This window comes from Sphaerisporangium sp. NBC_01403 (assembly GCF_045040145.1).
GTDB classification, from domain to species: domain Bacteria; phylum Actinomycetota; class Actinomycetes; order Streptosporangiales; family Streptosporangiaceae; genus Sphaerisporangium; species Sphaerisporangium viridialbum.
The window spans coordinates 6,530,625-6,555,679 of record NZ_CP109534.1 but is presented as its reverse complement, the minus strand read 5'-3'; the positions used below and the strand labels follow the sequence as shown (position 1 = coordinate 6,555,679).

The 25,055-nt window shown below is 70.6% G+C and carries 34 protein-coding genes and 1 tRNA gene; 15 read left to right on the top strand and 20 right to left on the bottom strand.

Features of this window, described 5'->3' with window-relative positions:
• Positions 1-19 precede the first annotated feature (19 nt).
• Positions 20-1,060 (top strand): alpha/beta hydrolase, encoded by a 1,041-nt coding sequence (locus OG589_RS29250; RefSeq protein WP_405141001.1) that lies wholly within the window; start codon positions 20-22, stop codon positions 1,058-1,060.
• 17 nt (positions 1,061-1,077) lie between these two features.
• Here OG589_RS29250 and OG589_RS29245 read toward each other — a convergent pair whose 3' ends face one another.
• From OG589_RS29245 to OG589_RS29235, 3 genes are all read right to left on the bottom strand, one after another.
• Positions 1,078-1,404: a putative quinol monooxygenase gene (locus OG589_RS29245; protein WP_405141000.1), complete on the bottom strand. Its 327-nt coding sequence runs from the start codon at positions 1,402-1,404 to the stop codon at positions 1,078-1,080.
• A gap of 125 nt (positions 1,405-1,529) precedes the next feature.
• The gene (locus OG589_RS29240) at positions 1,530-2,234 is read right to left on the bottom strand and encodes a 4'-phosphopantetheinyl transferase (protein WP_405140999.1); all 705 of its coding nucleotides are present in this window, start codon (positions 2,232-2,234) and stop codon (positions 1,530-1,532) included.
• The gene (locus OG589_RS29235; protein ID WP_405152149.1) at positions 2,231-3,055 is read right to left on the bottom strand and encodes a metallophosphoesterase family protein; all 825 of its coding nucleotides are present in this window, start codon (positions 3,053-3,055) and stop codon (positions 2,231-2,233) included. Before OG589_RS29235 ends, OG589_RS29240 begins: the two co-directional genes overlap by 4 nt.
• 135 nt (positions 3,056-3,190) lie before the next feature.
• Between OG589_RS29235 and OG589_RS29230 the strand changes: the two genes are divergently transcribed.
• Positions 3,191-4,834, top strand: coding sequence for an ABC-F family ATP-binding cassette domain-containing protein (locus OG589_RS29230; RefSeq protein WP_405140998.1), 1,644 nt, complete (start codon positions 3,191-3,193; stop codon positions 4,832-4,834).
• Between the two features lie 53 nt (positions 4,835-4,887).
• On the top strand, positions 4,888-5,952 hold the full coding sequence (locus OG589_RS29225; protein WP_405140997.1) for a C40 family peptidase: 1,065 nt from the start codon (positions 4,888-4,890) through the stop codon (positions 5,950-5,952).
• A 12-nt stretch (positions 5,953-5,964) separates the two neighbouring features.
• Here OG589_RS29225 and OG589_RS29220 read toward each other — a convergent pair whose 3' ends face one another.
• Positions 5,965-6,660, bottom strand: coding sequence for an MBL fold metallo-hydrolase (locus OG589_RS29220; RefSeq protein ID WP_405140996.1), 696 nt, complete (start codon positions 6,658-6,660; stop codon positions 5,965-5,967).
• A 126-nt stretch (positions 6,661-6,786) separates the two neighbouring features.
• Between OG589_RS29220 and OG589_RS29215 the strand changes: the two genes are divergently transcribed.
• A complete protein-coding gene (locus OG589_RS29215; protein WP_405140995.1) occupies positions 6,787-7,077 on the top strand; it encodes a YiaA/YiaB family inner membrane protein in 291 nt (96 codons plus the stop codon).
• Between the two features lie 15 nt (positions 7,078-7,092).
• On the opposite strand, the gene OG589_RS29210 is transcribed toward OG589_RS29215, so the two are convergent.
• From OG589_RS29210 to OG589_RS29190, 5 genes are all read right to left on the bottom strand, one after another.
• Positions 7,093-7,722 carry a response regulator gene (locus tag OG589_RS29210; protein ID WP_405152148.1) on the bottom strand — a complete coding sequence of 210 codons (630 nt, stop codon included), beginning with the start codon at positions 7,720-7,722 and terminating at the stop codon, positions 7,093-7,095.
• A gap of 14 nt (positions 7,723-7,736) precedes the next feature.
• Positions 7,737-8,882, bottom strand: a complete 1,146-nt coding sequence (macS, locus tag OG589_RS29205) for a MacS family sensor histidine kinase (protein ID WP_405140994.1) — start codon at positions 8,880-8,882, stop codon at positions 7,737-7,739.
• 421 nt (positions 8,883-9,303) lie between these two features.
• Positions 9,304-9,606 (bottom strand): AzlD domain-containing protein, encoded by a 303-nt coding sequence (locus OG589_RS29200; RefSeq protein WP_405140993.1) that lies wholly within the window; start codon positions 9,604-9,606, stop codon positions 9,304-9,306.
• The gene (locus OG589_RS29195) at positions 9,603-10,406 is read right to left on the bottom strand and encodes an AzlC family ABC transporter permease (protein ID WP_405140992.1); all 804 of its coding nucleotides are present in this window, start codon (positions 10,404-10,406) and stop codon (positions 9,603-9,605) included. The genes OG589_RS29200 and OG589_RS29195 overlap by 4 nt, the downstream gene beginning before the upstream one ends.
• A 19-nt stretch (positions 10,407-10,425) precedes the next feature.
• Positions 10,426-11,028 carry a GNAT family N-acetyltransferase gene (locus OG589_RS29190; protein ID WP_405140991.1) on the bottom strand — a complete coding sequence of 201 codons (603 nt, stop codon included), beginning with the start codon at positions 11,026-11,028 and terminating at the stop codon, positions 10,426-10,428.
• Positions 11,029-11,168: 140 nt separating this feature from the next.
• Between OG589_RS29190 and OG589_RS29185 the strand changes: the two genes are divergently transcribed.
• From OG589_RS29185 to OG589_RS29170, 4 genes are all read left to right on the top strand, one after another.
• Positions 11,169-11,438 (top strand): DUF6458 family protein, encoded by a 270-nt coding sequence (locus OG589_RS29185; RefSeq protein ID WP_405140990.1) that lies wholly within the window; start codon positions 11,169-11,171, stop codon positions 11,436-11,438.
• Between the two features lie 216 nt (positions 11,439-11,654).
• A complete protein-coding gene (locus OG589_RS29180) occupies positions 11,655-12,047 on the top strand; it encodes a ChaB family protein (RefSeq protein ID WP_405140989.1) in 393 nt (130 codons plus the stop codon).
• Positions 12,048-12,288: 241 nt separating this feature from the next.
• Positions 12,289-12,726, top strand: a complete 438-nt coding sequence (locus tag OG589_RS29175; protein ID WP_405140988.1) for a hypothetical protein — start codon at positions 12,289-12,291, stop codon at positions 12,724-12,726.
• Positions 12,723-12,986 (top strand): DUF4235 domain-containing protein, encoded by a 264-nt coding sequence (locus OG589_RS29170; RefSeq protein ID WP_405140987.1) that lies wholly within the window; start codon positions 12,723-12,725, stop codon positions 12,984-12,986. The genes OG589_RS29175 and OG589_RS29170 overlap by 4 nt, the downstream gene beginning before the upstream one ends.
• A 155-nt stretch (positions 12,987-13,141) precedes the next feature.
• Here the strand turns inward: OG589_RS29170 and OG589_RS29165 are convergent, their stop codons facing one another.
• The 4 genes from OG589_RS29165 to OG589_RS29150 all read right to left on the bottom strand — a co-directional run bounded on the left by OG589_RS29165 (position 13,142) and on the right by OG589_RS29150 (position 16,788).
• The gene (locus tag OG589_RS29165; RefSeq protein WP_405140986.1) at positions 13,142-14,137 is read right to left on the bottom strand and encodes an SDR family oxidoreductase; all 996 of its coding nucleotides are present in this window, start codon (positions 14,135-14,137) and stop codon (positions 13,142-13,144) included.
• Positions 14,138-14,201: 64 nt separating this feature from the next.
• Entirely contained in the window at positions 14,202-14,414 is a 213-nt protein-coding gene (locus OG589_RS29160; protein ID WP_405140985.1) for a hypothetical protein, read from the bottom strand.
• Between the two features lie 228 nt (positions 14,415-14,642).
• Positions 14,643-15,539 (bottom strand): glycosyltransferase family 9 protein, encoded by an 897-nt coding sequence (locus OG589_RS29155; protein ID WP_405140984.1) that lies wholly within the window; start codon positions 15,537-15,539, stop codon positions 14,643-14,645.
• Positions 15,540-15,570: 31 nt separating this feature from the next.
• Positions 15,571-16,788 (bottom strand): glycosyltransferase, encoded by a 1,218-nt coding sequence (locus OG589_RS29150; protein WP_405140983.1) that lies wholly within the window; start codon positions 16,786-16,788, stop codon positions 15,571-15,573.
• Between the two features lie 440 nt (positions 16,789-17,228).
• On the opposite strand from OG589_RS29150, the gene OG589_RS29145 reads away from it, so the two are divergent.
• Both OG589_RS29145 and OG589_RS29140 read left to right on the top strand, forming a co-directional pair.
• Positions 17,229-17,510 carry a BON domain-containing protein gene (locus tag OG589_RS29145; RefSeq protein WP_405140982.1) on the top strand — a complete coding sequence of 94 codons (282 nt, stop codon included), beginning with the start codon at positions 17,229-17,231 and terminating at the stop codon, positions 17,508-17,510.
• Positions 17,507-18,241, top strand: a complete 735-nt coding sequence (locus tag OG589_RS29140) for a metallophosphoesterase (protein ID WP_405140981.1) — start codon at positions 17,507-17,509, stop codon at positions 18,239-18,241. Before OG589_RS29145 ends, OG589_RS29140 begins: the two co-directional genes overlap by 4 nt.
• Positions 18,242-18,586: 345 nt before the next feature.
• Here the strand turns inward: OG589_RS29140 and OG589_RS29135 are convergent, their stop codons facing one another.
• The 4 genes from OG589_RS29135 to OG589_RS29120 form a co-directional block, all read right to left on the bottom strand.
• Positions 18,587-18,736: a GPGG-motif small membrane protein gene (locus OG589_RS29135; RefSeq protein WP_189166679.1), complete on the bottom strand. Its 150-nt coding sequence runs from the start codon at positions 18,734-18,736 to the stop codon at positions 18,587-18,589.
• Between the two features lie 164 nt (positions 18,737-18,900).
• A complete protein-coding gene (locus OG589_RS29130; protein WP_405140980.1) occupies positions 18,901-19,401 on the bottom strand; it encodes a DUF6328 family protein in 501 nt (166 codons plus the stop codon).
• A complete protein-coding gene (locus OG589_RS29125) occupies positions 19,398-19,646 on the bottom strand; it encodes a hypothetical protein (protein ID WP_405140979.1) in 249 nt (82 codons plus the stop codon). Before OG589_RS29125 ends, OG589_RS29130 begins: the two co-directional genes overlap by 4 nt.
• Complete coding sequence (locus tag OG589_RS29120; RefSeq protein WP_405140978.1) at positions 19,643-20,176, bottom strand: DUF1360 domain-containing protein; 534 nt, start codon at positions 20,174-20,176, stop codon at positions 19,643-19,645. Before OG589_RS29120 ends, OG589_RS29125 begins: the two co-directional genes overlap by 4 nt.
• Before the next feature lie 123 nt (positions 20,177-20,299).
• Between OG589_RS29120 and OG589_RS29115 the strand changes: the two genes are divergently transcribed.
• Positions 20,300-20,881 carry a hypothetical protein gene (locus OG589_RS29115; RefSeq protein ID WP_405140977.1) on the top strand — a complete coding sequence of 194 codons (582 nt, stop codon included), beginning with the start codon at positions 20,300-20,302 and terminating at the stop codon, positions 20,879-20,881.
• A gap of 225 nt (positions 20,882-21,106) precedes the next feature.
• On the opposite strand, the gene OG589_RS29110 is transcribed toward OG589_RS29115, so the two are convergent.
• Entirely contained in the window at positions 21,107-21,472 is a 366-nt protein-coding gene (locus OG589_RS29110) for a PRC-barrel domain containing protein (RefSeq protein ID WP_405140976.1), read from the bottom strand.
• Between the two features lie 247 nt (positions 21,473-21,719).
• On the opposite strand from OG589_RS29110, the gene OG589_RS29105 reads away from it, so the two are divergent.
• From OG589_RS29105 to OG589_RS29090, 4 genes are all read left to right on the top strand, one after another.
• Positions 21,720-21,796, top strand: a tRNA-Lys gene (locus tag OG589_RS29105).
• 282 nt (positions 21,797-22,078) lie between these two features.
• Positions 22,079-22,525 carry a hypothetical protein gene (locus OG589_RS29100; RefSeq protein WP_405140975.1) on the top strand — a complete coding sequence of 149 codons (447 nt, stop codon included), beginning with the start codon at positions 22,079-22,081 and terminating at the stop codon, positions 22,523-22,525.
• A gap of 27 nt (positions 22,526-22,552) precedes the next feature.
• The gene (locus OG589_RS29095) at positions 22,553-23,149 is read left to right on the top strand and encodes an MEDS domain-containing protein (RefSeq protein ID WP_405140974.1); all 597 of its coding nucleotides are present in this window, start codon (positions 22,553-22,555) and stop codon (positions 23,147-23,149) included.
• Entirely contained in the window at positions 23,142-24,092 is a 951-nt protein-coding gene (locus OG589_RS29090) for an anti-sigma factor RsbA family regulatory protein (RefSeq protein ID WP_405140973.1), read from the top strand. Before OG589_RS29095 ends, OG589_RS29090 begins: the two co-directional genes overlap by 8 nt.
• Positions 24,093-24,102: 10 nt before the next feature.
• On the opposite strand, the gene OG589_RS29085 is transcribed toward OG589_RS29090, so the two are convergent.
• Both OG589_RS29085 and OG589_RS29080 read right to left on the bottom strand, forming a co-directional pair.
• Complete coding sequence (locus tag OG589_RS29085; RefSeq protein WP_405140972.1) at positions 24,103-24,435, bottom strand: isoamylase early set domain-containing protein; 333 nt, start codon at positions 24,433-24,435, stop codon at positions 24,103-24,105.
• Positions 24,436-24,619: 184 nt separating this feature from the next.
• Positions 24,620-24,973 carry an STAS domain-containing protein gene (locus OG589_RS29080; RefSeq protein ID WP_405140971.1) on the bottom strand — a complete coding sequence of 118 codons (354 nt, stop codon included), beginning with the start codon at positions 24,971-24,973 and terminating at the stop codon, positions 24,620-24,622.
• Positions 24,974-25,055: the final 82 nt, after the last annotated feature.

The following is a 25,055-nucleotide window of genomic DNA, read 5'->3' as shown; positions in this document are numbered from 1 at the left end:
CCGAAGGGGAGGGGTGCCCATGTTGCCGTGGCGGGCCGACCTTGAAGGACGGATCGACGAGCACACCGTCGAGAGCGAGTTGCTGAGAGGGAACCCGTTGGGTGACCCGCACGCGCGGCCCCTCTGGGTCTACGTGCCGCCGGGATACGACGACGACCCAGGCCGCCGCTACCCCTCCGTCTACGTGATCCAGGGGTACACCGGCCACCTGGCCATGTGGGGGAACCGCACGCCCTTCCGTCGGCCGTTCCCCGAGACCGCCGACCAGGTCTTCGCCCGTGGGGAGGCCCCGCCGGTGATCGTGGTCTACGTGGACGCCTGGACGGGCTACGGCGGCAGCCAGTTCGTCGACTCGCCCGGCATCGGCCGGTACCACTCCTACCTCTGCGAAGAGATCGTGCCCTGGGTGGACGCCCGCTACCGCACCCTGGCCGACCGTGACCACCGCGCCATCACGGGGAAGTCCAGCGGCGGGTTCGGGGCGATGATCACCCCGATGCTGCGTCCCGACCTGTTCGGCGCGTTCGCCACCCACGCGGGCGACACCCTCTACGAGCACTGCTACCTGCCGGAGTTCGCCCAGGCCGTCCGCCACCTGCGTGCCTTCGACGGCGACATCGGCCGGTGGTGGGACGAGTTCCGGTCCCGCACCGCGTTCACCCACCCCGCGGACGGCGTGCTGCTGTCGGTTCTCGGCTGCTCGGCGGCCTTCTCGGCCGGGCCCGACGGCGTTCCCGAGCTGCCGTTCGATCCCCGCACCGGCGTGATCAGGGACGAGGTCTGGCAGCGCTGGCTCGACTGGGACCCCGTCCGCATGATCCCGAAGCACGCCGACGCCATGCGCTCCATGCGGGGCATCTGGATCGACGCGGGCACCCGCGACGAGTACTTCCTCGATCTCGGCGCCGAGGCCTTCCGCCAGTCGCTCCTCGACCACGGGGTGCCCGGCGACCTCATCCGCTTCGAGCTCTTCGACGCGGGCCACGGCGCGATCGACTACCGCTACCCGATGTCCCTCGCCTGGCTCGCCGAGCGCATCCAGGCCGCCCCCGGCGCGTGACGCTCTAGGAAAGCTTCCTAAGCAATGCTCGATCTGCCGGCGTCTTCCGGGAGCTTGGTGGCGAGGATGTCGACCCTCTCGATGGTGGGCGGCCGGGTGAAGAGCTCGTCGGACCTCTCCATCAGGGCCGCCGCGACCTTGCCCGCCAGGTGGGCCCGCCGCCCGGCGTCCTCCTCGAAGGCGTCGAAGATGCCGAAGGTCGCGCAGTTGATGCGCACCGCGAACCACACGGCCATCCCCGGCTCGTCCTCTATCAGGGCCAGCTCGTCACGCAGGAAGTTCTCGATCTCCCATTCCTTTCCCGGCCGGGCGTTCACGCGTACGAGCAGTCCGACGGTGACCATTGACGATCCCTCCCTCCGCCGATTGGAACGTGTTAACTCGTACCCGATCACAAATGCGGACGAACGCCCTTAAATCGGAAGTTACGCGGCCTTGGCGGGATGCGGGCTCGGGCCAGGGAAGGGGTCTACGACTCGATCAGTTTGCCGGGCGGAGTCGTGCGCGCCAGGGTGGCAGGGGCGGGGACGACGATGGCGGTGAGGATGAGCCCGTTCCGCACCAGCCAGCGCCCGGAGAACCCCGTGACCTCCGAGCCGTTCACGTGCGGGCCCGGCACCAGGAGCCGGGCCTGGAAGGCGCCCCGTTCAGGATCGATCTCCAGCCGGGCCTCCTCGAAGTCGAGCCACAGCCCGGTGAGCGGGAACCACGCCTTGTAGACCGACTCCTTGGCGCTGAAGAGCAGCCGCTCCCAGTGGACGCGCCGGTCGCGGCGCGAGAGCTCGCGCAGATGATCCCTCTCCTCCGGCAGGGAGATCACCTCCAGCACACCCTCGGCCAGGAGGTCGTTGGGTTCGGCGTCGATGCCGATCGTGGTGACGTCCGCCGCCCTGCCGAGGACGGCGCCGCGGTAGCCCGCGCAGTGGGTCAGGCTGCCGACGACGCCGCTCGGCCACCGGGGCTCGCCCCGCGCGCCAGGGAGCACCGGCGCGGGCGGCACGCCCAGCTCGCTCATGGCACGCCGCGCGCACAGCCGCGCGGTCGTGAACTCCCTGCGCCGCTTTTCGACGGCGTTCTCGATGACTTGCTCTTCCTCGGGGAACAGGCCGGCCTCCGGAGGGTCCTCAGAGAGGTCGGCCGACACCACGTACGGGGGAAGGATGCTCTCGATCACGAGGGAGCCTCCTCGGGGAAGACGTGCCTGATCGCCTGCATGCCGTCCAGCCCGTACGCGCGCCGCTCGCGCGGGTAGCCGAGGGACACCTCCTCGAAGCGCACGCCGTCGTACCAGGTCGTGCGGGGGATGTGCAGGTGGCCGTACACCACCGTCGCGGCGTTGTAGCGCAGGTGCCAGTCGGCGGTCTCCACCGTGCCGCACCACTGCGCGAACTGCGGATAGCGCAGGATGTCGGTGGGCTGGCGCACCAGCGGGAAGTGGTTGACCAGGACGGTCGGGATGCCGGGGTCGCGGGTCGAAAGGCGGCGCTCGGTCTCGCGCAGCCGGGCCCGGCACCAGGCGTCGCGGCTGGGATAGGGGTCGGGGTGGAGCATGTACTCGTCGGTGCACACCACGCCCGCCTTGTGCGCCCACGCGAGCGCCTCTTCCTTGGTGGTGTTCGGCGGCCGGAAGGTGTAGTCGTACAGCACGAAGAGGGGCACGATGGTGACCGGCCCTCCGTGCCCCGTCCAGACGACGTAGGGATCCTCGGGGGTGAGCACGCCGATGCGCCGGCAGATGTCGACCAGGTGGCGATAACGCTCCTCTCCCCGCAGCTGCACCGGATCGTCCTTCGGCGTCCACAGCTCGTGGTTCCCCGGAGTCCACACGACGGTGGCGAAGCGCTCCTTCAGCAGGGTCAGCGCCCATTCGATGTCGGCGGCGAACTCGCCGACGTCGCCGGCCACCAGCAGCCAGTCGCTCTCGGACTCGGGGCGCAGCTTCTCGACGACCTGGCGGTTCTCGGGATACGCCACGTGGAGGTCGCTGATCGCCATGAGCTTGCCGCTGGCCGTGCCGCCGATCGTCACATGGCGATCGTAAACCGTGCCGTTGTCGGGCGGGAAACACATCACGGACGCGGCCGGGCCCGGGATGTGGGATGTCGAGCCGGGGCCGGATAGCGTTTGGGCATGACCGCCACCATCGTCGCCAAGGACCTCGCAGCCGCACACGGTGACAGGGTCCTGTTCTCCGGGCTCGACCTGGTCGTCGCGCCCGAGGACGTCATCGGGCTGGTCGGCGTCAACGGCGCGGGGAAGTCCACGCTGCTGCGGATCCTCGCGGGGCTCGCCGCCCCGGAGCACGGCTCCGTGCAGCTCAGCCCGCCCACGGCGGTCGTCGGCTACCTCCCGCAGGAGCCCGAGCGCAGGCCGGGCGAGACGGTGGCGGAGTTCCTGGCCCGCCGCACGGGCGTCGCCGCCGCGCAGCGCGACCTGGACGCCGCGACCGAGGGCCTGGTCGAGGGCCGTCCGGGCGCCGACGACGCGTACTCCACGGGGCTGGAGCGCTGGCTCGCCCTCGGCGGCGCGGATCTCGCGGAACGGGCCGAGGAGGTCACCGCCGATCTCGGCCTGGCCGTCGACCTGCACCATCCCATGACGGCGCTGTCCGGCGGGCAGGCCGCCCGGGCCGGCATGGCGTCGCTGCTGCTCAGCCGCTACGACGTCTTCCTGCTCGACGAGCCCACCAACGACCTCGACCTGGACGGGCTCGAACGGCTGGAGCGCTTCGTCACCGGCCTGCGGGCCGGGACCGTCGTGGTGAGCCACGATCGCGAGTTCCTCGCCAGGACCGTGACCAAGGTGGTCGAGCTCGACCTCGTCCAGCAGGAGGTGCGCGGCTACGGCGGCGGGTACGAGGCCTACCTGACCGAGCGCGAGGTCGCCCGCCGTCACGCCCGCGCCGAGTACGAGGAGTACGCCGACACGCGGGCCGGGCTCCAGGCCAGGGCGGGGATGCAGCGGGCCTGGATGGACAAGGGCGTGAAGAACGCCCGCCGCAAGGCCACCGACAACGACAAGATCGGCCGCAAGTTCCGCAGCGAGGCGAGCGAGAAGCAGGCGGCCAAGGCCCGCCAGACCGAGCGGATGATCGAGCGGCTGGAGGTCGTGGAGGAGCCCCGCAAGGAGTGGGAGCTGCGCATGGAGATCGCCGCCGCTCCACGGGCTGGGGCGGTCGTGGCGACCACGCGGGGGGCGGTGGTCAGGCGCGGGGCGTTCGTCCTCGGCCCCGTCGACCTGCAGATCGGCTGGGCCGAGCGGGTGGCGATCACCGGGGCCAACGGCTCTGGCAAGTCGACGCTGCTCGCGGCGATCCTCGGCAGGGTGCCGCTCGACGAGGGGCACGTGGCGCTCGGGCCGGGCGTCGTGGTCGGGGAGGTCGACCAGGCGCGTGCCCTGTTCCTCGGCGACGAGCCGCTGCTGGACGCCTTCGGCGCCGCCGTGCCCGACATGCCGCCCGCGGACGTGCGCACGCTGCTCGCGAAGTTCGCGCTGAGGGCGGCGCACGTGCTGCGGCCCGCCGCCACCCTGTCGCCCGGCGAGCGCACCCGGGCGGCCCTGGCGCTCCTCCAGGCTCGGGGGGTGAACCTTCTCGTGCTGGACGAGCCGACCAACCACCTCGATCTCGTGGCGATCGAGCAGCTGGAGTCGGCGCTCTCGTCCTACCCCGGCACCCTGCTGCTGGTCACACACGACCGCCGCATGCTGAAGGCCGTGCACACCACCCGCCACCTCCGGCTCTCCGCCGGCCGGGTCGCGGAATCCGACCGGTAGTACTTTTTCTTCCCTTTCGGTGAACCGCTCGGCGACGTGGGCCGTACCTGCTGGTGCGAATCGCCGTGGCCGGTCCGTCGATGTCGTGGCGGGCCGGCACGGCGCGGCCGACCAGGGAAGGGATCCACGTGCCCGTGCGCAGCGTCCGGAAGAGACTCGTTCCGGCGGCCGCCGGGCTGGCCGTCGCCATGTTGGTGACCTCTCAGGGGAGCGCCGTCGCCGAGCCGCGTCCCACCGTCGCACAGGCCAAGGCCAGGCTCGAGAAGCTCCAGGACCAGGCCGACAAGATGGTCGAGCGTTACAACACCGTCGCCGAGCGCTACAAGGCCGCCAGGAAGAAGTACGGCCTGCTCGACCAGGAGCTGGGCCGCGAGCGGAGCAAGGTCGACTCGCTGCGGGAGAGCGTCGTCTCCACCGCGTCGAACATGTACCAGTACGGCGGCATGATCAGCGTGCCCGGCATCGTCTCGCAGGACGACCCGGCGGGCCTGCTGTCCGGGCTCGCCGTGGCCGGCCAGGTGACTGCGGGGCAGGCGCGCACCCTTGAGGCGTTCGACGCCGCCACGCGCGGGCTCCGCACGCGGCGCGCCAACGCCAAGACGGCCTACGACGACATGTCCAAGATCCTGGCCGACGTCGGCAAGGAGAAGAAGAAGGTCGAGGCGCTGGTCGGCGAGCAGGAACGCCTGCTGCGGCGGCTGAACCAGTTCAACGCGGGCGACCCGAACAGCCGTGGCATCAAGTACGACGGCGCGGCCTCCGGCAACGCCAAGGTGGCGCTGCGGTTCGCCTACGCGCAGGTGGGCAAGCCGTACCGCTGGGGCGCCACGGGGCCGGGCTCCTACGACTGCTCGGGCTTCGCCCAGGCGTCCTGGGCCAAGGCCGGGGTCAAGCTGCCGCGCACCACCTACCAGCAGTGGGCGTGGGGCGCCTCCCGCCGGGTGTCGCTGAACGCGCTGCAACCCGGTGACCTGCTCTTCAGCAACGGGCTCGGCCACATGGGCATCTACGCGGGCGACGGCAAGATGGTGCACGCCCCGCGCACCGGCGACGTGGTCAAGGTGGTCGCGCTGGACGCCTACTGGCGCGGCCGCCTGGTGGGCGCTGTGCGCCCCTGACCCCTGAGGGGGTCAGGTGAAGTTGCGCGAGACGGCGGTGAGGGTGCCGGGGACGTCGGTGGTGATCGGCCGGCCGTGGCCGACGCAGGCGAGGGCCGTGTCGAGCTCGGCCAGGGCGCGGAACGACTCCATGGTCCTCGCGCGGTCGACGTTGAAGACCCCGAGCATCACCTGCCCGTCGACGTGGGCCACGGTGTCGCCCGTGAACAGCACGCCGGACTCGGGCAGGTGGATCGCGATGCTGCCGTCGGTGTGGCCAGGGGTGGCGATCACGCGGGCGCCGCCGCCGAAGTCGATGACGTCGCCGTCTTCGAGCTCGCGGTCGACGGGGCAGGGCGGCGCGGGTGGCAGGCCGGTGGCCACCTGCGCGTGCAGCTCGCGCTCCCAGTCGAGGAAGGCGGGCGCCTGGCCGGGGACCACGCCCCGGACCACGGGCGCTTCGAGCCGGTGGGCCATGACGGTCACCCCGCCCCACGCCCTGATCTCGGCCGCCGAGCCGGTGTGGTCCTCATGGAAGTGGGTCACCACCACGCGGGTGAGCTCACGCCTGTCGAACCCGAGCTTGCCGATGGCCTCGGCGATGCCGGCCCCCGAGCCCACGATGCCGGTGTCGATGAGCGTGAGCGAGCCGGCGTCCCGCCAGAGGTAGGCCTGCCCGAAGCTCGGCTGGAGCATGTAGAGCTCGGGGCGAAGCTGGGTGATCTCCATACGGGCACCCTAGGGCGGCGATGACCTCCCACGTCGCCTCTTTCGCCCGCAGCGCAGGAAGTACTCAGAAGAGGTCCGGTACGCGTACTCAGGCGCCCGGGCCGGCCGTGGTGGAGCATCGAAACCATGACGAAGCCCCTACAGCCCACCATGACCGGTGCCTACTACGCACAATGCGTCCTGTCCTTCGGGCTCGCACTCGGCGGCGTCGCGGTCGGCATCGCCTACCTTCCCGTGGACGCCTGGATCCGCGCGTTCCTGGCCGTCGCCGTGCTTTACACGGTGACGTCGGCCTTCGTGCTCGCCAAGTGCCTGCGCGACCGGCAGGAGGTCGGCAACATCGCCAGCCGCGTCGACCAGGCGCGCCTCGACAAGCTGCTCGCCGAGCACGACCCGTACAAGGTCGACGGCATCTGAGGCACCAACCGGGGGCTACGTCTCGTCGAGGCCGCGCTCGATCGCGTAGCGGACCAGCTCGACCCGGTTGTGTAGCTGCAGCTTGTTGAGGGTGTTCTGCACGTGGTTCTGCACGGTGCGGTGCGAGAGCACGAGCCGCTCGGCGATCTGCTTGTACGACAGGCCCTTGGCGACCAGGCGCAGCACCTCGGTCTCGCGGTCGGTCAGGCGCGGGCCGTCGTCGGCGGGCGCCTGGACGGCCAGGCGGCGGTACTCGCCGAGCACGAGCCCCGCGAGGCCGGGGGTGAACACCGGCTCGCCCTCGGCCGTGCGCCGCACGGCGTCGAGGAACTCCTCCCTGCCCGCCGACTTGACCAGGTAGCCGGAGGCGCCCGCCTTGACGGCCTCCAGCACGTCCTCCTGCTCGCCGCTCGCCGACAGCACCAGGACGCGGGGCGGGTGCTCGGAGGCCGCGAGCCCCCTGGCCACCTCGACCCCGGGCAGGTCGGGAAGCCTCAGGTCGAGGATCACCACGTCGGGCCGTACGGCCGCGGCGACGCGGAGGGCCTGGCGGCCCTCGCCCGTGGTGGCGACCACGTCGTACATCGCCTCGCCGAGGTCGCGGGCGACGGAGTCCCGCCACATCGGGTGGTCGTCCACCACCATCACCCGCAGTGCGCTCACAACGGCAACTGTAGGTCGGTTCCGGCCCCGGCGGGAGCGGGGACGGTCAGCTCGACCTCGGTCCCCTGGCCCGGCACGGAGATGAAGCCGGCGGTGCCGCCGAGGCCGGCGACGCGGCCGCGGATCGACTGCGCGACCCCCAGCCTGCCCTCGGCCTCGGCCTCCGCGAGCCGCCCCGCCGGGATGCCGGGGCCGTCGTCGCGGACGGTCACGGTCACCGAGTCGGCGTCCCCCTCGGCGAACACCCAGGCACGGGTGCCCTCCGCGCAGTGCCGGCGCACGTTGTCGAGCGCGGCGCCCACGGCCGCGGTGACCTCCCGGGCCTGCCGCGCCCGCAGGAGGAGCGGCGTCGCGGGCGTGGAGACGGTCACCGTGGCCGAGCCGTACCTGCGCAGCAGGGCGCCCACGTCGGCGAGCCCCGCGTCCTCGTACCTCGCCCCGACCGGCTCGGCGCGGACCATCTCGCGCAGGGCCGCCTCCTGCTCTCCGGCCAGCCTGCCCAGTTCGGCGGCCTCCCCGCCGATCTCCAGCCCGCGGCGCTGCACCAGGGCCAGCACCTGCAGGACCGAGTCGTGGATGCCCCGGGCGAGCCGCTCGCGCTCGCGGCCGGCCGCCTCCATCTCGGTCGCGCGCTGGAGCCGTTCCTCGGCCTGCTTGGTGAGCCGGGCGACGTGGCCGACCACGGCTCCGGCGAGGACCAGCAGCACGGCCCCGTTGACGGGGACGGAGAGGTCGAACCCGCGCAGGCCGCGCAGCCACAGGTCGCCCACCGACAGCGCGACCGCCGCCACGATCCCCGCGCGGCGCCCGCCGTACACGGCCCACGCGAGCACCGGGCCGCCGATCCAGGTGGCGGTGACCGGCATGACCCCGGCGGGACCGGCGTCCGGGCCCTGGACGTACGGCGAGGCGAGCAGGCATCCCATGGTGACGAGCAGGTCGATCAGCAGAAGGGTCCTGCCGCGGGCGACCGGGTAGGCGAACGTCGTGGCGGCGGTCCAGAGGGCCATGACCCCGATGACGAGCCATCCGAGGACGGGCCGCTGGTAACCGCCCGCGCCCGCGAGCAACAGCGCCGCGTACGCGAGCGAGGCGATGCGGTAGACGGCGATAGCGCGCCAAAAAGACCCTTCTATGCCCATAAATCCTCATCGTGGTGGTGGGCGCCTATCCCGGTGAGCCAACTGTAGGCATATGAGGAGGCGCCGCAGCCCTGTTCGCCTAGCCTTGGAGGTCTGCGCAGCAGGTCACACGCCCGCGACGCGGCTTGCTTTCTAGGGAGAACCGAGTGTTCTGGGAGAAAAGAGGTCATATCGCGGCTACGCTCGATTCATGGTCAGGCAGCAGACAGCGGTAGTACCGGTAGACCCAGAAAACCCTGGCACCTGCCTATGCGGGCATCCAGCCGACTACGTGATCGAGACGAGCTGGTTCTCCGGAAGGCGTTCCAGGGACCCGGTGTGCGAGCCGCACGTCGACGAGGTGGTCCGGGGCATCGCCAAGAAGAACGCGGCGCGCAACGGCGGCGCATAGCTCCAGATGACTCCGGGGGTGGCGGCCAGTTCACCCCAGGAGGCGCAACAAGGCGGTGGTCGCGACGGCCACCGCCACGACTACCAGGAACGGCGCGCGGAACAGCAGCGCGATCACGGCCGCGCCGAGCCCGGCGGCGCGAGCGTCCAGGGTGATGTGGTGGCCGTCGGTGAACGTCTGGGTGGCGATCAGGGCGCCCAGCAGGCCCACGGGGAGCAGCGCGGCGATCCGGCGCGTGCGGTCGTTCCGCAGGATCCGCTCAGGTACGGACAGCCCGGCGAGCTTGAAGAGGTAGCACCCCACGCTCGCGGCGATCACGGCGTACCAGATCATGGAGTCTCCTCCACAGGGTCGGAGGCGGTCGGGGGTCTCGTCGGCTCGGTGTTCTTCGAAGCATCGTCAGAGGGCTCCCGCGAGGGCAGGAGCAGCGCCAGGATTCCCACCACCAGCGCCGCCAGCAGCACGGGGACGCCCGCGGGCAGCAGGGGAGCGGCGATCAGGGCCGCCGCCGCGGCGAGCAGGGCCGCGACCCATGGACGGCCGGCACGCATGCGCGGCGCCAGCAGGGCCAGGAAGGCGGCGGGCGCGGCGACGTCCATGCCGAGCACCTCGGGGTCCGGCAGCACCTGGGCGCCGAGCGCGCCGACGAGGTTGCCGAGGCTCCACAGGGTGTAGAGGGCGACGCCGGTCGCCCAGAACCCGAGCCGCCCGGCCCGTTCGGTGTCGCGGCCGACGGCCATCGCGGTGGTCTCGTCGATGACCAGCTGCGCGGCCAGGGCCTTGCGGGCGCCCCTGACGTTCAGCAGCGAGGCGAGGCGCAGGCCGTACAGGGCGTTGCGGCTGCCGAGCAGGACGGCGACGGCGGCGCCGGCCAGCGGGTTGCCGCCGGAGCCGATCACCCCGGCGATGGCGAACTGCGACGCGCCAGTGAACATCAGCAGCGACAGGGCCAGCGTCTGGAGGACCGACAGCCCCGCGGCCGTGCAGATCGCGCCGCAGGACACGGCGTACGCCCCGCTGGTCAGGGCGATGCCGGCGGCGTCGCGGATGACCGAGGCGCGGGTGGCCCGCCACTCAGGGCCGTCCGGTTCTGTCTGGTCTGTCTGGTCGGGGGGTTGGCTGGAAGGCCGCATGGGACGCAGAGCCTTGGGATCAGTGCTTTTCAGCGGAGATGTCCTCACGGGCGGGCCGGACCTGCGGGTGGCCGTGGTGGGTGTTCCAGTCGGAGGCGAGGACGGACATCACGATCGCGTCGTGCCATTCCCCGTCCCAGCGCAGGGCGTCTCGCAGGACGCCCTCCTTGACGAAGCCGACCTTCTCGTACACGCGGTGCGCCCGCGCGTTGAAGGCGAACACCTCCAGGCTGATCCGGTGGAGCCCCACGGTCTCGAACGCGTGGGCCAGCACCAGGCGGGTGGCCTCGGTGCCGTATCCCTTGCCGTACACGCGCGGGCCGACCAGGGCGATGCGCAGGTTGCAGGACATGTTGCCGGTGTCGAGCTCGTTGAGCACGATCTCGCCGACGTACGAGCCGTCGGCCGCGTCGCAGATCGCGAGGTCGAGCCGGTCGTCGTGCTCGGCCCGGGTGGCGTACCAGAGCTTGGTGGCCTGCTCGTTGAACTCCCCGTGCGAGCCGGTGAGCCGCCGGGTCTCGGGGTCGCGCACGAGCTCCCACAGCCCGTCGGCGTGCTCGGGGCCGGCGGGGCGCAGCACGACGCGCTTGCCGGTGAAGGTCGGTTTATCGCTGAACGTCACGGAAGAGTGCGTACCATCCCCGCGTCTGCCTGGGCAAACGGAATATCCGGCGTACGGCGTGGCGGGACCGGGCGGGCCCCGGACGTTTGAGATCCGTGTGAGGGAAAGAAGGGGGTGCGAGGAGCGAAGGAGGCATTTCCATGACCATAGCCGGAAGCATCTTCCTGATCATGCTCGGCGCCATCCTGACGTGGGCCGTCGAGTTCGACCTCGCGGGCGTCGACATCAACGTCGTCGGCGTGATTCTCATGCTCGGTGGCATCGCCGGACTGCTGTTCGGCATCTGGCGGCTGACCAACATGCGACGGACCGCCGTCACCCGCACGACTCCCGTGAGCCCGGTGAGCCCGGTCGACGCCACGCGGACCCAGGTGTACGAGGAGCGGCGTTACGACGACCCGATCGTCTGACCTCCGCCGAGCCCGGTGGGGACGGCTGCGCAGGCGGGCGGCCTGCCCGAGCACCCAGGAAAGTCATGAAAAGTCATGACAGGTTCTGGGGACGGACAGGCTGGTCAAAGATTCGGGCGGCTCACGTCATGCGAAGACGCGGGCTGGGAATGTAGCCGATCGTCTTCGTCATGCCACCACTTCGCCACCAGCGGTTCTTCGAGGAGGAGGAAAATCATGCCTGGAAAGCAGGAGCTCCCGTCGACCATTGAGCGCTCCCCGAAAAAGGCCCAAGAAACGTGGATAAAAGCGCATGACTCAGCCGTGGAGACGTACGGAGAGGGCGAAAGGGCCCACCGCACCGCGTTCGCCGCGCTGAAGCATTCGTTCGAGAAGGTCGGCGACCACTGGGAGCCGAAGGCCAAGAAGGGCCCGTCCGACGCCCAGGCGGCGCGCAGCACGCCGGCGCGGGGCGAGACCGCCGAGGGCGTCGACGCCAATGCCAGCAAGGAACACCTGTACAAGGTCGCCGCGCGGCTCGGCGTGGAAGGCCGGTCGAAGATGGACAAGGGCGAGCTCGTCGAGGCCATCAAGAAGGCGAACCGCAGGGCCACCGCGAAGGCCAGGTGACCCGTAGCCCGATCCGGCGACTCCAGCGGCGTTCCCATCGGCCGGTCCGGCTCAAGCCGGGCCGGCCTTCTCGCGTGCCCGGCCGCGCGCCAGGAGGTGTACGGGCCGCGCGGCAGGAGGCGTGCCGGCCGCGCGGCAGGAGGGCGTACCGGTGGCGCGGCAGGAGGGCGTACCGGTGGCGCGTAACTCGTTAGAGCCTTTCCTGTAGGGGTAGCGGGGTGCCATGGCAAAGGAGGACACCATGGCGGATATGACGGGCCGGGCACAGGACGTGCTCGCCGAGGCGAAGAAGACCACGGGCGACCTCGCGGGCAAGGCCGGTGACAAGGCCGGGGACCTGGCTTCCAAAGCCGGTGACAAGGCCGGAGAGCTCGCTTCCAGGGCGGGCGACAAGGCCGGGGACCTGGCCGCCAAGGCCGGTGACAAGGCGGGCGACCTCGCGGCCAAGGCGAGCGGCAAGGCCGGTGACCTGGCCGGGCTGGCCGGCGGCAAGGCGACCGAGCTGGCGGGCAGGGCGGGCGACCTCGCGGACAAGGCCCGCTCCAACATGCCCGACGAGGTGAAGGACGCCGCGGACAAGGTCGTCACCCAGGCGAAGAACCGCCCGTGGGTCACCGCGGCGGTGGCCGCGGGAGTCCTGGTCCTCTGGCGGGTCCTGCGGAGGAAGAAGCAGTCGTGAAGAAGCTCGCCTACAGGTCGGCGGGCGCGCTGTCCGGCATGGCCGGCGGCTTCCTCTCCGGCCTGATCTTCAAGCAGGTCTGGAAGCTGGTGGCCGGCAAGGGCGACGCCCCCGAGGCCACGTCCAGGCAGTACGGCTGGAGCGAGGTCCTGATCGCCGCCGCGCTCCAGGGCGCGATCTTCGGCGTCGTGAAGGCCGCCATCGACCGCGCCAGCGCGGAAGGCATCCAGAACGCCACAGGGGAGTGGCCCGGCAAGTGACACCCTCCAGGCCGTGCGTCCGCCAGGAGAGTCCGGGGAAAGCGAGAGGGCGACGGAATCGGTTCCGTCGCCCTCTCGGCGTGTGAGGCGGCCGCCGGCGTGTCAGACGGCCGTCCGTATGGTGAGGCCTGGCCCGGTCCTCACCGGCCCGGCCCTCACCGGCGGCCGGCCAGCACGGCGATGGCCGCCGCGGCGGCGCCGCCCACTCCGGCGGCGACCAGGTTGCGGTGCTGCGACAGCCACACCTGGACGCTGCGGTCCTTGGCACGCTCGTCGAAGCTGCCGTGGGCGCCGTAGTCGCGGTGCTCGTCCGCGGGCTCCCACAGGTTGGCCACGCCGGTCGGCTTGTCGTCGGTCTGCTGGGAGTCGACGCCCGTCTTGCCGAGGTAGCGGTCGATCAGCCCGGGGACGAACTTCTCGCCGATGATCGTCGCCGCGGTGCTGCCGCCCACCCAGTACTCCCGGCGGGACGGATGCTCGGCGGCGTACACGATCGCCTGCGCGGCGACCTCGGGCTGGAAGATCGGCGGCACGGGCTGGGGGTGGCGGCGCAGCCGCGAGAGCACCCAGTCGAACTGCGGGGTGTTCACCGCGGGAAGCTGCACCATGGTGATCTTCACGTCGCTGCCCGCGTTGAGCAGCTCCGTGCGGACCGACTCGGTGAAGCCCTTCATGGCGTGCTTTGCGCCGCAGTACGCGGCCTGGAGCGGGATGCCGCGGTAGGCCAGGGCCGAACCGGTCTGGACGATGACACCACGGTTCCTCGGGCGCATCCGGAGCAGCGCGGCCCGGGTGCCCCAGACGTAGCCGAGGTAGGTGACCCGGGTGGTGCGCTCGTACTCGGCCGGGTCGATCTCGGTGAACGGCGCGAACACCGAGGAGAACGCCACGTTGATCCACACGTCGATGGGGCCGAGCTCCTTCTCGACGCTGTCGGCCGCGGCGTCCACCTGCTCGTGGTCGGCCACGTCCGCGGGGAAGACCTTGGCGGTCCCGCCCTCGCCTCCGACCTCCGTGGCGGCGGTCGCGAGGCCGGTCTCCCCCCGCGCGATGAGGGCGACCTTCGCGCCCTTCTCTCCGAGCATCCGTACCACAGCACGGCCGACGCCACCGCTGGCGCCGGTCACCACTACGACCTTGCCGCTTAACACGTTCTCCCCTTTCAGCAGGTGGACCGCGGACCGCGGCCTCAGCCGGTGGACTGGGACCGTCGCCTCAGCCGGTGGACCGCGGCCCGCCGCCGAGGCGGCGCTGGCGCCCCACGGCCAGGACGACGTCCACGACGGCGAGCACGGCGACCACTCCGAGGACCACGGCAGGCAGGGTGGCCTTCGCGACCAGCGCCAGCACTCCCAGCGCCACCGCGAGGATCAGGACGAACGACCCCAGGCGTATGTGGATGACGTCCCGAGGGGTTCCCGTCACCATGGGCTTACCGGTCGAAGACCGCTGTTCCGGAGTTTCTTTCATCATCACCGGTCCCCCTTTCCACTGACCATTCCCCGTACCCGACAGATCCGACGTCATGTGCGCTCCGGTTCGTTGTCGGCAGGAGCCGGTCGGTGTCGCACGCCGTCTGCCTCCTGCCGGTGGACACCGCTCCCTCCCAGCTACCGTCCAGAAGCCCGTCCAAACCCCTCACCGGCTCAGGGAGCGTCAGGAAACGGGCACGGAGCGCACCTCACGGCCGGCCGCCACGACGTCCTGCACGGTCACCGCCCGGGGATCGGCGCCGCGCGCGAGGGCCCGGTGCCTCGGCCTGCCCGCGGGAGGCCCCCACCGGGCGGGCGAGCCGGGGCCGAAGACGATCACCGACGGGGTGCCGTACGCCGTCGCCAGGTGGGCGACCCCGGTGTCCGCGCTGACCACCAGGGCGGCCCCGGCAACCAGGGCGGCCAGCTCCTTCAGCGACGTACGGCCGGCCAGCACGTCGCGCGGCGCCAGCCCGCCCAGTGCCGCGACGAGCAGGGCCATGGGGCGCTCCCGCCCGCTTCCGGTCACGACCACCCGCAGCCCCTCGGCGACCATGGTCCTCGCCACCTCGGCGAACCGGTCGGGCGGCCAGCGCTTCGCCGCCTGCCCGGCCCCCGGATGGATCACCACGGCTCCGGGCGCCAGGTTGTGGCAGGGCGGGACGGGAAGGGCCAGCTCGCCGGGGTCGACGCGCGAGCCGTACCACTTGACCAGGCGGCACCAGCGCTGCACCTCGTGCTCGTGCTCGTGCCAGCTCGGGCCCCTCAGCCGGGGCAGGGCCGGGTTGGCGAACGCCCACATCCGCCTCGGCCGCAGCTCCAGCATCAGGCGATGGCTCCTCGGCCCGCGCCCGTGCATGTTCACGGCCAGATCGGGCCGCCCGCCGTTCCAGGTGAGCTCGTCCAGCCCGGTCGTGGGCAGCAGGGCCTCGACGGCGCCGGTGAGCGGGGCCAGATCCTTCAGCTCCGGGGGCGCGGCGAGCACGACGTTCAGGCCGCCGCGGCGCAGGGCGCGCAGGGCCGGTACGGCGGTGAGCAGCTCGCCGATGCCGGGCGCGCGCAGCACCAGGGCGACGCTCATGGTCCCGGCCCCTCAGGGACGAGGCGGGGGGTCACGACGCCTTCCTTCCGACGGGGATCCGCCCGTGAGCCTCCAGGACCTCCTCGTAGACGGCGCAGGTCTCGGCGGCGATCCGGGGCCAGGCGTAACGCGCCCGGGCCCGCTCGGCGCCCGCGATGCCGTACGCCGCGCGCCGGTCGTGGTCGTCGAGCAGGGTGTTGAGGGCCGTGGCGAGCGATCTCGGGTCACGCGGCGGCACCAGCGTGCCGGTCAGGCCGTCGACGACAGTCTCGCACTGGCCGCCGACCGAGGAGGCGACCACGGGCAGCCCGCAGGCCATGGCCTCCAGCGTGACCATGCCGAACGGCTCGTACCAGGGCACGCAGACGGCCAGGTCCGCGGAGCGCATGAGCGCGGGGACGTTCTCGTGGGAGACCTGGCCGACGAAGCGGACCCGGGCGGCGACCCCCGCCGCTGAGGCGATCCGCCGCAGGCGCGTCACCTCGGGGTCGTGGTCGAGACGGTGGGCGGGCGGCCCACCCGCGACGATCAGCTCGGCTCCGGGGACCAGGCGCATGGCCTCGATGGCGGTGTCGACGCCCTTGCGCGGCACCAGCCGTCCGATGGACAGCACGCGCGGGCCGCGCGGGCGCGGCGCGGCGGGCCCGGACGGGCCGAACTCGGCGCAGTCGACACCGCACGGGACGACCTGCACCGAACGGCGGGGGATGTCCATGCGGACCAGCTCGTCGGCCTCGTCGCCGCACGTGGCGATGATCCGGTCGACCCCTCGGGCGACGACGGTCTCGGCCTTGAGCCGCTCGCGCGGGCTGGAGTCGCCCGTGCCCTGGTGGCGCCGCTTCACCACGCCGAGGGCGTGGAAGGTGTGCACCACGGGGACCCCGGGGTCGCGGGCGGCGGCCAGGGCCGCGAGGCCGCTCATCCAGAAGTGGCTGTGGACGACGTCCGGCGGCTGGAACATCCAGCGCTGCCGCAGCCAGTGCCCGAAGTCGGGGACCCACGGCAGGATCGCGTCCTTGGGGATCCTGGACGGCGGCCCCGCGGGGACGTGGACCACGGACACGCCTGGGGCGAACGCCACCTCTTCGGCGATCTCCGCGCTGTCCCTGCGGGTGTAGACGGTCACCTCGTGACCCCTGTCGGCCAGGCCGCGGGCGAGGGCCGCCACGTGGACGTTCTGCCCACCGGAGTCCACTCCGCCGGCGATGGCCAGCGGGCTCGCGTGCTCGGACACCATTGCTATCTTCACCGGGTCTCCTCCAGGTTGGCCGATCCCTGCTGAATTCCTGGCTCGGGGGCACGGAGCTCAGGAGGGAGCGCCCGAAATCGGGCACGGATCACGAGCAAGGGCGGATCGCGACACCGTACGGAAGGCGACCGCGGTCGCGAGGTGCACGGGGGGCAGGGTGCACGAGTCGACGTCGGCGAGCTCCACGTACACGAGGGGACGTGCACGAGACCGCCCGGACCTCGTCCGGACGGCCTGGGCGCTCGCGCCTTCAGGCTGGGGGATCGGAGTATCCGCACGCGCTTCCTGCGAGGTCAGAGGCCTCGCAGGAAGCGCGTGCGTCCTGCGCACTTCTTGTTAACGGCCTGTTCTATCCTGAGATCGACGCATCAAACCTCCTCGGTTTCGCCGCCGGTACGACGGGCAGGGCGAGACCTGTACTCGATCGGAGGGGGTAGACGATGTCCCACGAGGCTCAGCACGACGTCGCCTCGCATCACGACGCTCCGCACTACGTGGCCGCCCGCGTGCAGCGGGCGCTCGCGGAGGACGAACGCACCTACGAGCTCGGGATCCGCGTCGACATCCGCGGTGACCAGCTTTTCCTGGGCGGCCAGGTGGAGTCGAGCGAACGCCGGCTCCTCGTGGCCGCCGTGGCCGCTGAGACCGCGCCCGGCCTGAAGGTCCACAACGAGGTCACCGTGGTGGAGGTAAGGGAGCCGGGAGAGGAGGAGACCCTGTGAAGATCAGAGTCGCCGCCGTGGGCGATGTGCACCTGGGTGAGGACCTCCGGGGGAGGTACCGCCGGAGGCTGGACGGCATCGAGGAGCGGGCCGACGTCCTGCTCATCGCGGGCGACCTGACCCGCCACGGCACCCCCGAGGAGGGCAGGGTCGTGGCCGACGAGTTCCGCGACCTGCCGGTTCCCGTGGTCACCGTGCTCGGCAACCACGACTACCAGTCCGACGCCGAGGACGAGATCGTCGCCCTGCTCCGCGACGCCGGCATCCGCGTCCTGCAGGACGACTCCACGGTGATCCAGTGCGGGGACGTGCGTCTCGGCGTGGCCGGCGGCAAGGGCTTCTGCGGCGGGTTCGCGGGTAAGTGCGCGAGCGAGTTCGGCGAGCCGCAGATGAAGGACTTCGTCCGGCACACCAGGGAGATCGCCGAGCTGTGGCACAAGGCGCTCAAGGGCCTGGACACCGACCACAAGGTGGTGCTCAGCCACTACTCCCCGGTCAAGGAGACCCTCGCGGGCGAGCCGCTGGAGATCTATCCCTTCCTCGGCAGCTACCTGCTCGCCGAGGCCGTCGACGCCGAGGGCGCCGACCTTTTCATCCACGGGCACGCGCACGCCGGGGTCGAGAAGGGCGTGACGCCCGGTGGGGTCCGGGTCCGCAACGTGGCGCTGCCCGTGCTCAGCAGGGCGTACGCCGTCTACGGTCTCGGCGGCGAGGACCCCGAGATCTGCTGAGAGCGCCTGCCACGTGAGGTCCTCCTTGCCACGTGAGGTCTTCCCGCCCCGCCTGGGGTTTCCCAGGGCGGGGCGAAGGCTTTTTCACGGGCCGGCGAACGATCTGAGAGCACGATTTGATCCCTGGGAACGGTCGTTCTCCTGGGAATGGGCAGCCAGGGTATCGGCTGACCGCTGGCTTTCTTTCCGGTGAGCGCCCGGGCTTTCCGGTGAGCGCCCGGATCGGCATGTCGGCCGGGCGGGAACCCCGGCCGGGGGATTCACGACATGGAGCCGCGGCGGCGGGCCGGATAGGCCGGTCCGCCGCTTCCACGTCCCAACTTCGCCTCTTGTTTTCGGGTGCTGTTATGGATGGAAGATGCTGACGCCACCGGGGCCGACGAGAAGGCCGACGACGATGAGGACGATCCCCCAGAGGAGGTCGCGACGGGCCAGGATGACGTAGATCCCGGCGATGACGAGAACGACGGCGATGAGCCAAAGAAGTGTACCCATGGGCATCCCTCTGCCCTGACAAATGCCTCATTAACGTGTTTGCGAATCAACTCTTGCTATCGCTGGATTAATGTTCAAGCAACAGCCAAGCAGGGGGCTGGCCAGCGCAAATGTTCGGGCGCCCCCACGTCGCCCGACGTGTGAGGCGCCCGTCCGACCGTCGCCTAGCCCTCCTGGGCGCGGTCCCGCCTGCGGTGGCGCGAGACGAGCGGCTCCACGAACCACAGCCAGCCGCTCAGCCCCGCCACACCTCCCGCCAGCAGCGCCGCCGGCAGGATGCCGAGGAAGGCCTCCACGACCAGCCCGGTCGAGCAGGTCATGGAGACGGCCAGCGCGATGCCTCCCACGACGCCGAGCCGGTTGGCGCGGTGAAGCATGAGCTCCTTCAAGGAGCTGCGGAAAAGGATGCGGTGCTGCGTCGCCGGGGCGATGAAGCAAATGGAGGCCACGGCGGCGCTCAGCATGGCCACGTAGAACAGCCACCGCCCGGCCTGGTCGACTTTTCCGAAACCTGTGGAGAAGGGAAGCGTCAGGAGAAAGGCGAACAGGACCTGAACGCCCGTGGCCGCCACCCGTAACCCCTGGAGGAGCTCGCCGAGTTCACGGTCGACCCGTTCTTTGTGGCTCTCGTCGGACTCGGGCCCGGCCATGTCACTCAACGTCATCTGTACTTCCTGATCCTCTCGCGCCTGTGGGCCCTGACCATGCGCCGCACGGTGAAGAGAGCGCCCGCCAGTGCCGCGTAGGCCAGGATCCCGAGGAGCACGGTCAGCCACACGGCTCCGGCCAGGCCCGCCACCACGCTGAGCAGGGTGCAGGCCACCAGTCCCAGCGCGGCGAACGCGAACCACTTGCCGTAGGGGTTGTCCTGGAAGGCCTTCAGCGACGTGCTGAAGGAGATCTCGCTCATGACTCCTCCTTGGACGGCTCCTCCGTCGACTTCATCAGTCGTGCGTACCCGAGTTGTAACCAGTCGGAGACGGCGACGGCGGACATGGTGGCCCCCACGAGGCGGGTGACTCCGGGGGCGAAGACCATGCCGGCGGCGTAGGCCGTGGCGACCCACTGCGCGACGCAGAAGGGACAGGTCACCAGCTCGCCGACGGCGTGCTTGACGCCGTGGCCGCGAACCTCTTCCCTCAATTCGGCAGGTCCGCTTACACCGGCGTAGCGTGTGAAGGGTGCCCGGAACGGGCTCGTGACCGGGTCCTTCGTGATCGTCCGGGAGAGTCGGTGTGTGCTCAGCCCCATGAGGAACAGGTCCATCGGGGGGATCCGTCCTGGTGCTCTGGCGCCCGTCAGCTTGCCGAGGGCGAGCAGTCCCGCCACCGCGCCGCCGTAGACGCCGAGAACGCGCAGGTAAGATCCAAGCGGCCGATCGGCTCCGTTCTCGTAGGCCCGTTCCTCCTTACGAAGTGTGCTCGTGAATATGTTGGTCATGGGGCGCCGCCTACCCTTCCATGGCGCGACCATGCGCCGTGTTTGTCCTGCGAACAGGGCGGGTAGGTGCGATCTTCAGCCTGCGCTCGTTGGGGGTGAGCCTTGGGAAGTCACACGCACGAGGTGACCGACGCGATCATCGACACGTTGAAGCGCGCCGGGTCCGTGCTCAAAGCCGAGGGGGTGCGGTTCGCCCTCGCCGGAGGCTGCGCGGCCTACGCCCGAGGAGCGGCCCCTTCGCTGCACGACGTCGACTTCGTGCTGGTGGAGGAGGACGTGCCCCGCACGCTGGAGATGCTCAGGGAGGTCGGCTTCCGCACGGCAAGGCCTCCGGAGGACTGGCTGGTCAAGGCGTTCGACGAGGGCGACAGGCTGGTCGACCTGATCTTCAGGATCGAGGAGCGCCCGGTCACGCCCGAGATGATCGCCAGAGCCACCATGATCAACACGGCGGCCTTGAGCCTGCCGGTGCTGGACGCGACCGATCTGGTCATCTCGTGGATCCTGCCGATGTCGGAGCACAGCTGCGACTACGGGTCGATGCTGCCGCAGGTCCGCGCGCTGAGAGAGCAGGTCGACTGGGACCAGGTCGCCATCGTCGCGTCGGTCTCTCCGTACGCCTCGACGTTCCTGACCCTCCTCGACCGCCTCGGCGTGGCCTGCCCCAAGCCCCCACCCGACGACGCCGACACCCGCTGGCCCTGAGCCTGCCCCGAAGGCGCCCGGAAACCCTCGCGTGGACGGTGCTGGAGACCGTCGCGCCGGGTACCGGAAACTCTCCCGCCCGACGGTGCCGGACCCTCCCGCCGACGGTGCTGGACCCCCCCGCCGACGGTGCTGGAAACTCTCGCCGCGACGGTGCTGGACACGCGGAAGGCCGCGCCTTCGCGGCGCGGCCTCCGTTCGTTCGTTTCCTGGGCGGGTGATGGCCTAGAGGGTGCCCGGCCCGAAGGGGAAGCGGCCGTAGTAGTCGCCCACCTGGTTGCGGTACGCGGGCTCCTTGAACGCGGCCTCGTCGAACTCCGGAGAGTCCTTGATCTCCTGCTTGGTGCGGCTGAGGTAGACCTTCTTCTCCTGCGGGTCGATCTGGGTGACCGTGCTCGCGGGAAGCATGACCTTCTTGCCGAAGATCCAGGGACCGGTGTCCACGATCAGGTAGCTCTCGCCGACCTCGTACGTCGCCTCGTCCACCGAACCGATCTTGCCGTCCGTCGCCTCGACGTGGTATCCGACCACGTCGAAGTTCTGGTTGGCGCCGGTGACGGTCGGGCTGTAGCTCCAAAGATCCTGCTGCATGTTCGCGTTCTCCCTTCGATTGACTTCGTCGGGACTCTCCGCTCTACCCGCTCACTTCCCGCCAAACATCGTCACGCGGATACGTCCGCCTTGCCCGGCGGTAAGCCCGGCGCTCGACCGGTACGCCGGCACGTGCGATCCTGGAGTTGCACGCCTGGTGGAGCCGGGGAAGACACGCCCGGTAGAGGGTGAAGCCGGGCAGATGTCACAGCCACCCCGTTTGTACCGCTAATCTAGACGTGGTCGCGCGCCGCTAGCTCAGTTGGTTAGAGCAGCTGACTCTTAATCAGCGGGTCCGGGGTTCGAGTCCCTGGCGGCGCACCACGATTAACATCGATGACCTGGGCATCCTCCACGCGATGGGGGGTGCCCATAGTCATTTCCGGCCCTGCGCGGGTTCTTCGGTCGTTACCGGGTCTCCTGCGCTCCAGTGGGACTGCTCCTGCTTCTCGCTCAGATGGTGTCCACCGGTACCCGCCTTGGAACGCGTCGACGTGCCATCGGCGCCGCCGGTCGCCGCAGCCGAACTCGTAGATCCGCTCGCCGGCGGACGACCGCTCGGGAGCGCACTGGACCGCTGATCGATAAGGCACAAGGATGAACACCGTGGCCTCAGATCCGCTCCAGGTGCTGTTCCCCCTCGTGGTCCTGCTCGCGGTGGTCCTGTACGGCGTGCTCCTGGCCAGGAACGGCGATCTGGCCGCTGTGGTGGTGTCGGAAGGAGAGGTACTGATCAAGCCGCGGGGCGTGTTCAAAGTCCTGTCGTTCCGCTGGAGCATCCGGATTCCGGCCGACGCCATCGCGGGAGTTCATGTGATGGACGCGGGCGACCTCGATCCGCCCGGCATGCGTTACGGGGCCACGCTCTTTCCTGGCCTGACCGCAGGCACCTTCATCGGACCGCAAGGCACGTCGTACTGGCTAGCCGGCCGCACCAGGCGGTCACTCAGGCTGGAGTTGACCGACGGGCCGCTGAACCGAATCGTGGTCCAGGTCGGTGACGACCCCAACGCCCTCGCGGTACGCATCAGGAACCTGGTCCGGGACCGTTAGATCGCGAGCTCTCGACCGCATGTAGTTGTGATTCTCACTCTGGATCGCCCGCGTCGCGCGGTGGCCGACGGCTACGACGGCATGTACGTTATCGGCGAGATGTCCTGGGCAGCTCCTGGTGACGTCCCCGGGGCGGAGCGGCTGGGCGAGTACGAGACGGCGGTGAACGAGGTGTGCGCTACGCGCCCCGTGACGACCCTGTGCCAGTACGACCGCCGTGACTTCGACGTACCAAGGCTCACCGAGTTCGTGGGTCTGCACCCGAAGGTGGTGAGCACTCCGATGGTCTTCGAGATGGGACTGTTGCGCATCGTCGCGGTGCCCAGTGGCAGCGGCGCGGAGCAACAGGTCTGGCTGCGGCTGAGCGGCGAGGCCGACGTCTCCGCTGGCGACGCGCTGGAGCAGGCCCTGGTTTTGGCGGGGGCGTCCGGGACGGGGGACGTGCATGTCGACCTCGCCGACATGCGTTTCATCGATGTGCGTGCGGCACGCCAGTTCACCCAGGCCGCGCGCGGTCTGCGATCCGATCGCAGGCTGGTGCTCCACAACGCGCCCCCGGTGGTGCGTCGCTTGATCGGGCTGTGCTGGCCCGCGCTCACGGGTTTGGAAGTGGCCAATGTCTGAGACCGTTGCCGATCCCTCGAAGCTCGCCCACCTGGCGATGTTCTACTCCGGCACCGACGACTACCTGGACGGGGTGCTCGGCTTCCTGCGTGCCGGACTGACGGACGAGCAGCCCGCGTTCGTCGCCGTTCCCGGCCACCGGCTCGGCATGATCCGCGACGGGCTGAACGGCCAGGCCGACCGGGTCGCCTTCGCGGACATGAGCGAGATGGGGCGCAACCCCGCCTGGATCATCCCCAAGGTGGCCGCGTTCCTCGACGCCCACGCGGGGCGGGCGGTGCGCTATGTCGGAGAGCCGATCTGGGCCGCGCGCACCCAGGAGGAGATCAGGGAGGCCACGCGGCACGAGGCGCTGATCAACCTTGCCTTCGCCGGCCGCGCGGCGGCCATCCTGTGCCCCTACGACACCGCCCGGCTCGACGCGACGACGCTCGCCGATGCCGAGTACACGCATCCGACGCTGGTGAGCGGGGGAGCCGAGCGGGCCAGCGCCGCCTATCGCGGCGCGGCCCTGTACCCGGAGAGCTGCGACCGGCCGCTGCCGCCGGTCCCCGCCCACGCCGCGAGCCTCGTCTACCGCGACGACCTCGCCGCCGTGCGGGCGCTGGCCGCCGGGCACGCACGGCGCGGCGGCCTCGACGGTGATCGTGCCGACGAGCTCGTGTTCCTGGTCAACGAACTGGCGACCAACACCCTGCATCACACCTCGGGCCCGGGCACCCTGCACGTCTGGCTGACCCGCGAAGAGATCGTCGTCCAGGTGCGAGACGGCGGGCACATCGCCGACCCCCTCGCGGGCCGGTGCCGCCCGCCCGCGGGCGCCGGCCACGGCCATGGCCTGTGGGTCGCCCATCAGCTCGGCGATCTGGTGGAGCTGCGCTCCGGTCCCTCCGGCACCACGATCAGAGTGCACGTGGGAGTGCCTGAGCCGCTGACCCCGTGACGCCGGGAGGTCAGCTCGCGGAGACCGGGGCGGTCCTGCCGTTGACGTTGGAGACCTCCGACCGCGCGGGGTCGAGATGGCCGCCCTCGCGGTCGTGCCGGTCGGCGTCGGCGTCGTCGAACCAGACTCCGCCGTCGCCCAGATAGCGGAAGCAGATGGACCGGTCGGCGGGGACGGCGATCGTCACGTGGTAGACGTCGTCCTCCTGCCGCATCGGATGGGCGTAGGGGTCCCAGTCGTTGAAGTCGCCGACCAGGGAGAGGCCGGCCGGGGCCTGGTCGACCGGCACGGTGAAGGTGAATTCGACAAGCCCGTTCTTGGCGGGGCGCCCACGTTTGATCATCGTTTGTCCTCCAGCAGCCGGTCAGGTCCGCGACGAGAGAACGTACGGTCTGACCTGCGAGTGTCGCGGAAAAGCTGCCCCCCGGACAGCCGTATCTGCGTCCTACCCGTGGCCGTCTTCGGCGATTCCTGGGCGCGTGCCAAGCGCAGCCATGGATTCGCCCTGGCCCGGGCAGGAGATCGGTTCAGTGATAGGCGGGCATGAAGCCGTCCGCGCTGTCGGGACGGAAGTCGGTCGTCAGAAGGACCTCACGCAGCCCGGTCACCTCGAGCACGCGGTGCAAGAAGCCGTGCACTCCGCTCAGCCGCAGACAGCCACCGGCGCGCTCCGCCGCGGCCTGGCCCTCCATGAGGGCGTCCACGCCGGTCGCATCGCAGAAGTCCAGGGTGGACGTGTCCACCACGAGCGTCGCGTGCCCGCTGCGTACGAGATCGTGGAGGGTGCCGGCCAGAAGGCCGGCCGTCGCGAGGTCAAGGTCGCCCGCCAGTCGCACTACGGTGACCGGCGGATGGTGTGACACGGAAATCGTTAATTGCATGGCTATCTATGGGCCTTCATCGGATTTTGGGGCTATTTCCAAATCACGCTACCCCTCGGCATGTCTTCAAGGGGTAAGGCCG

Bases quoted from the DNA above. Each gene is read 5' to 3' on its own strand.
- OG589_RS29135 (WP_189166679.1), bottom strand. From the start codon at position 18,736: ATGGGTACACTTCTTTGGCTCATCGCCGTCGTTCTCGTCATCGCCGGG.
- OG589_RS29085 (WP_405140972.1), bottom strand. From the start codon at position 24,435: ATGATCAAACGTGGGCGCCCCGCCAAGAACGGGCTTGTCGAATTCACC.
- OG589_RS29130 (WP_405140980.1), bottom strand. From the start codon at position 19,401: ATGACGTTGAGTGACATGGCCGGGCCCGAGTCCGACGAGAGCCACAAA.
- OG589_RS29230 (WP_405140998.1), top strand. From the start codon at position 3,191: ATGACCGCCACCATCGTCGCCAAGGACCTCGCAGCCGCACACGGTGAC.
- OG589_RS29080 (WP_405140971.1), bottom strand. From the start codon at position 24,973: ATGCAATTAACGATTTCCGTGTCACACCATCCGCCGGTCACCGTAGTG.
- OG589_RS29220 (WP_405140996.1), bottom strand. From the start codon at position 6,660: ATGGAGATCACCCAGCTTCGCCCCGAGCTCTACATGCTCCAGCCGAGC.
- OG589_RS29090 (WP_405140973.1), top strand. From the start codon at position 23,142: ATGTCTGAGACCGTTGCCGATCCCTCGAAGCTCGCCCACCTGGCGATG.
- OG589_RS29235 (WP_405152149.1), bottom strand. From the start codon at position 3,055: ATGGCGATCAGCGACCTCCACGTGGCGTATCCCGAGAACCGCCAGGTC.
- OG589_RS29120 (WP_405140978.1), bottom strand. From the start codon at position 20,176: ATGACCAACATATTCACGAGCACACTTCGTAAGGAGGAACGGGCCTAC.
- OG589_RS29210 (WP_405152148.1), bottom strand. From the start codon at position 7,722: ATGGTGGTGGACGACCACCCGATGTGGCGGGACTCCGTCGCCCGCGAC.
- OG589_RS29215 (WP_405140995.1), top strand. From the start codon at position 6,787: ATGACGAAGCCCCTACAGCCCACCATGACCGGTGCCTACTACGCACAA.
- OG589_RS29155 (WP_405140984.1), bottom strand. From the start codon at position 15,539: ATGAGCGTCGCCCTGGTGCTGCGCGCGCCCGGCATCGGCGAGCTGCTC.
- OG589_RS29175 (WP_405140988.1), top strand. From the start codon at position 12,289: ATGGCGGATATGACGGGCCGGGCACAGGACGTGCTCGCCGAGGCGAAG.
- OG589_RS29145 (WP_405140982.1), top strand. From the start codon at position 17,229: ATGTCCCACGAGGCTCAGCACGACGTCGCCTCGCATCACGACGCTCCG.
- OG589_RS29110 (WP_405140976.1), bottom strand. From the start codon at position 21,472: ATGCAGCAGGATCTTTGGAGCTACAGCCCGACCGTCACCGGCGCCAAC.
- OG589_RS29195 (WP_405140992.1), bottom strand. From the start codon at position 10,406: ATGCGGCCTTCCAGCCAACCCCCCGACCAGACAGACCAGACAGAACCG.
- OG589_RS29180 (WP_405140989.1), top strand. From the start codon at position 11,655: ATGCCTGGAAAGCAGGAGCTCCCGTCGACCATTGAGCGCTCCCCGAAA.
- macS (WP_405140994.1), bottom strand. From the start codon at position 8,882: ATGGGCATAGAAGGGTCTTTTTGGCGCGCTATCGCCGTCTACCGCATC.
- OG589_RS29185 (WP_405140990.1), top strand. From the start codon at position 11,169: ATGACCATAGCCGGAAGCATCTTCCTGATCATGCTCGGCGCCATCCTG.
- OG589_RS29245 (WP_405141000.1), bottom strand. From the start codon at position 1,404: ATGGTCACCGTCGGACTGCTCGTACGCGTGAACGCCCGGCCGGGAAAG.
- OG589_RS29160 (WP_405140985.1), bottom strand. From the start codon at position 14,414: ATGGTGACGGGAACCCCTCGGGACGTCATCCACATACGCCTGGGGTCG.
- OG589_RS29200 (WP_405140993.1), bottom strand. From the start codon at position 9,606: ATGATCTGGTACGCCGTGATCGCCGCGAGCGTGGGGTGCTACCTCTTC.
- OG589_RS29125 (WP_405140979.1), bottom strand. From the start codon at position 19,646: ATGAGCGAGATCTCCTTCAGCACGTCGCTGAAGGCCTTCCAGGACAAC.
- OG589_RS29250 (WP_405141001.1), top strand. From the start codon at position 20: ATGTTGCCGTGGCGGGCCGACCTTGAAGGACGGATCGACGAGCACACC.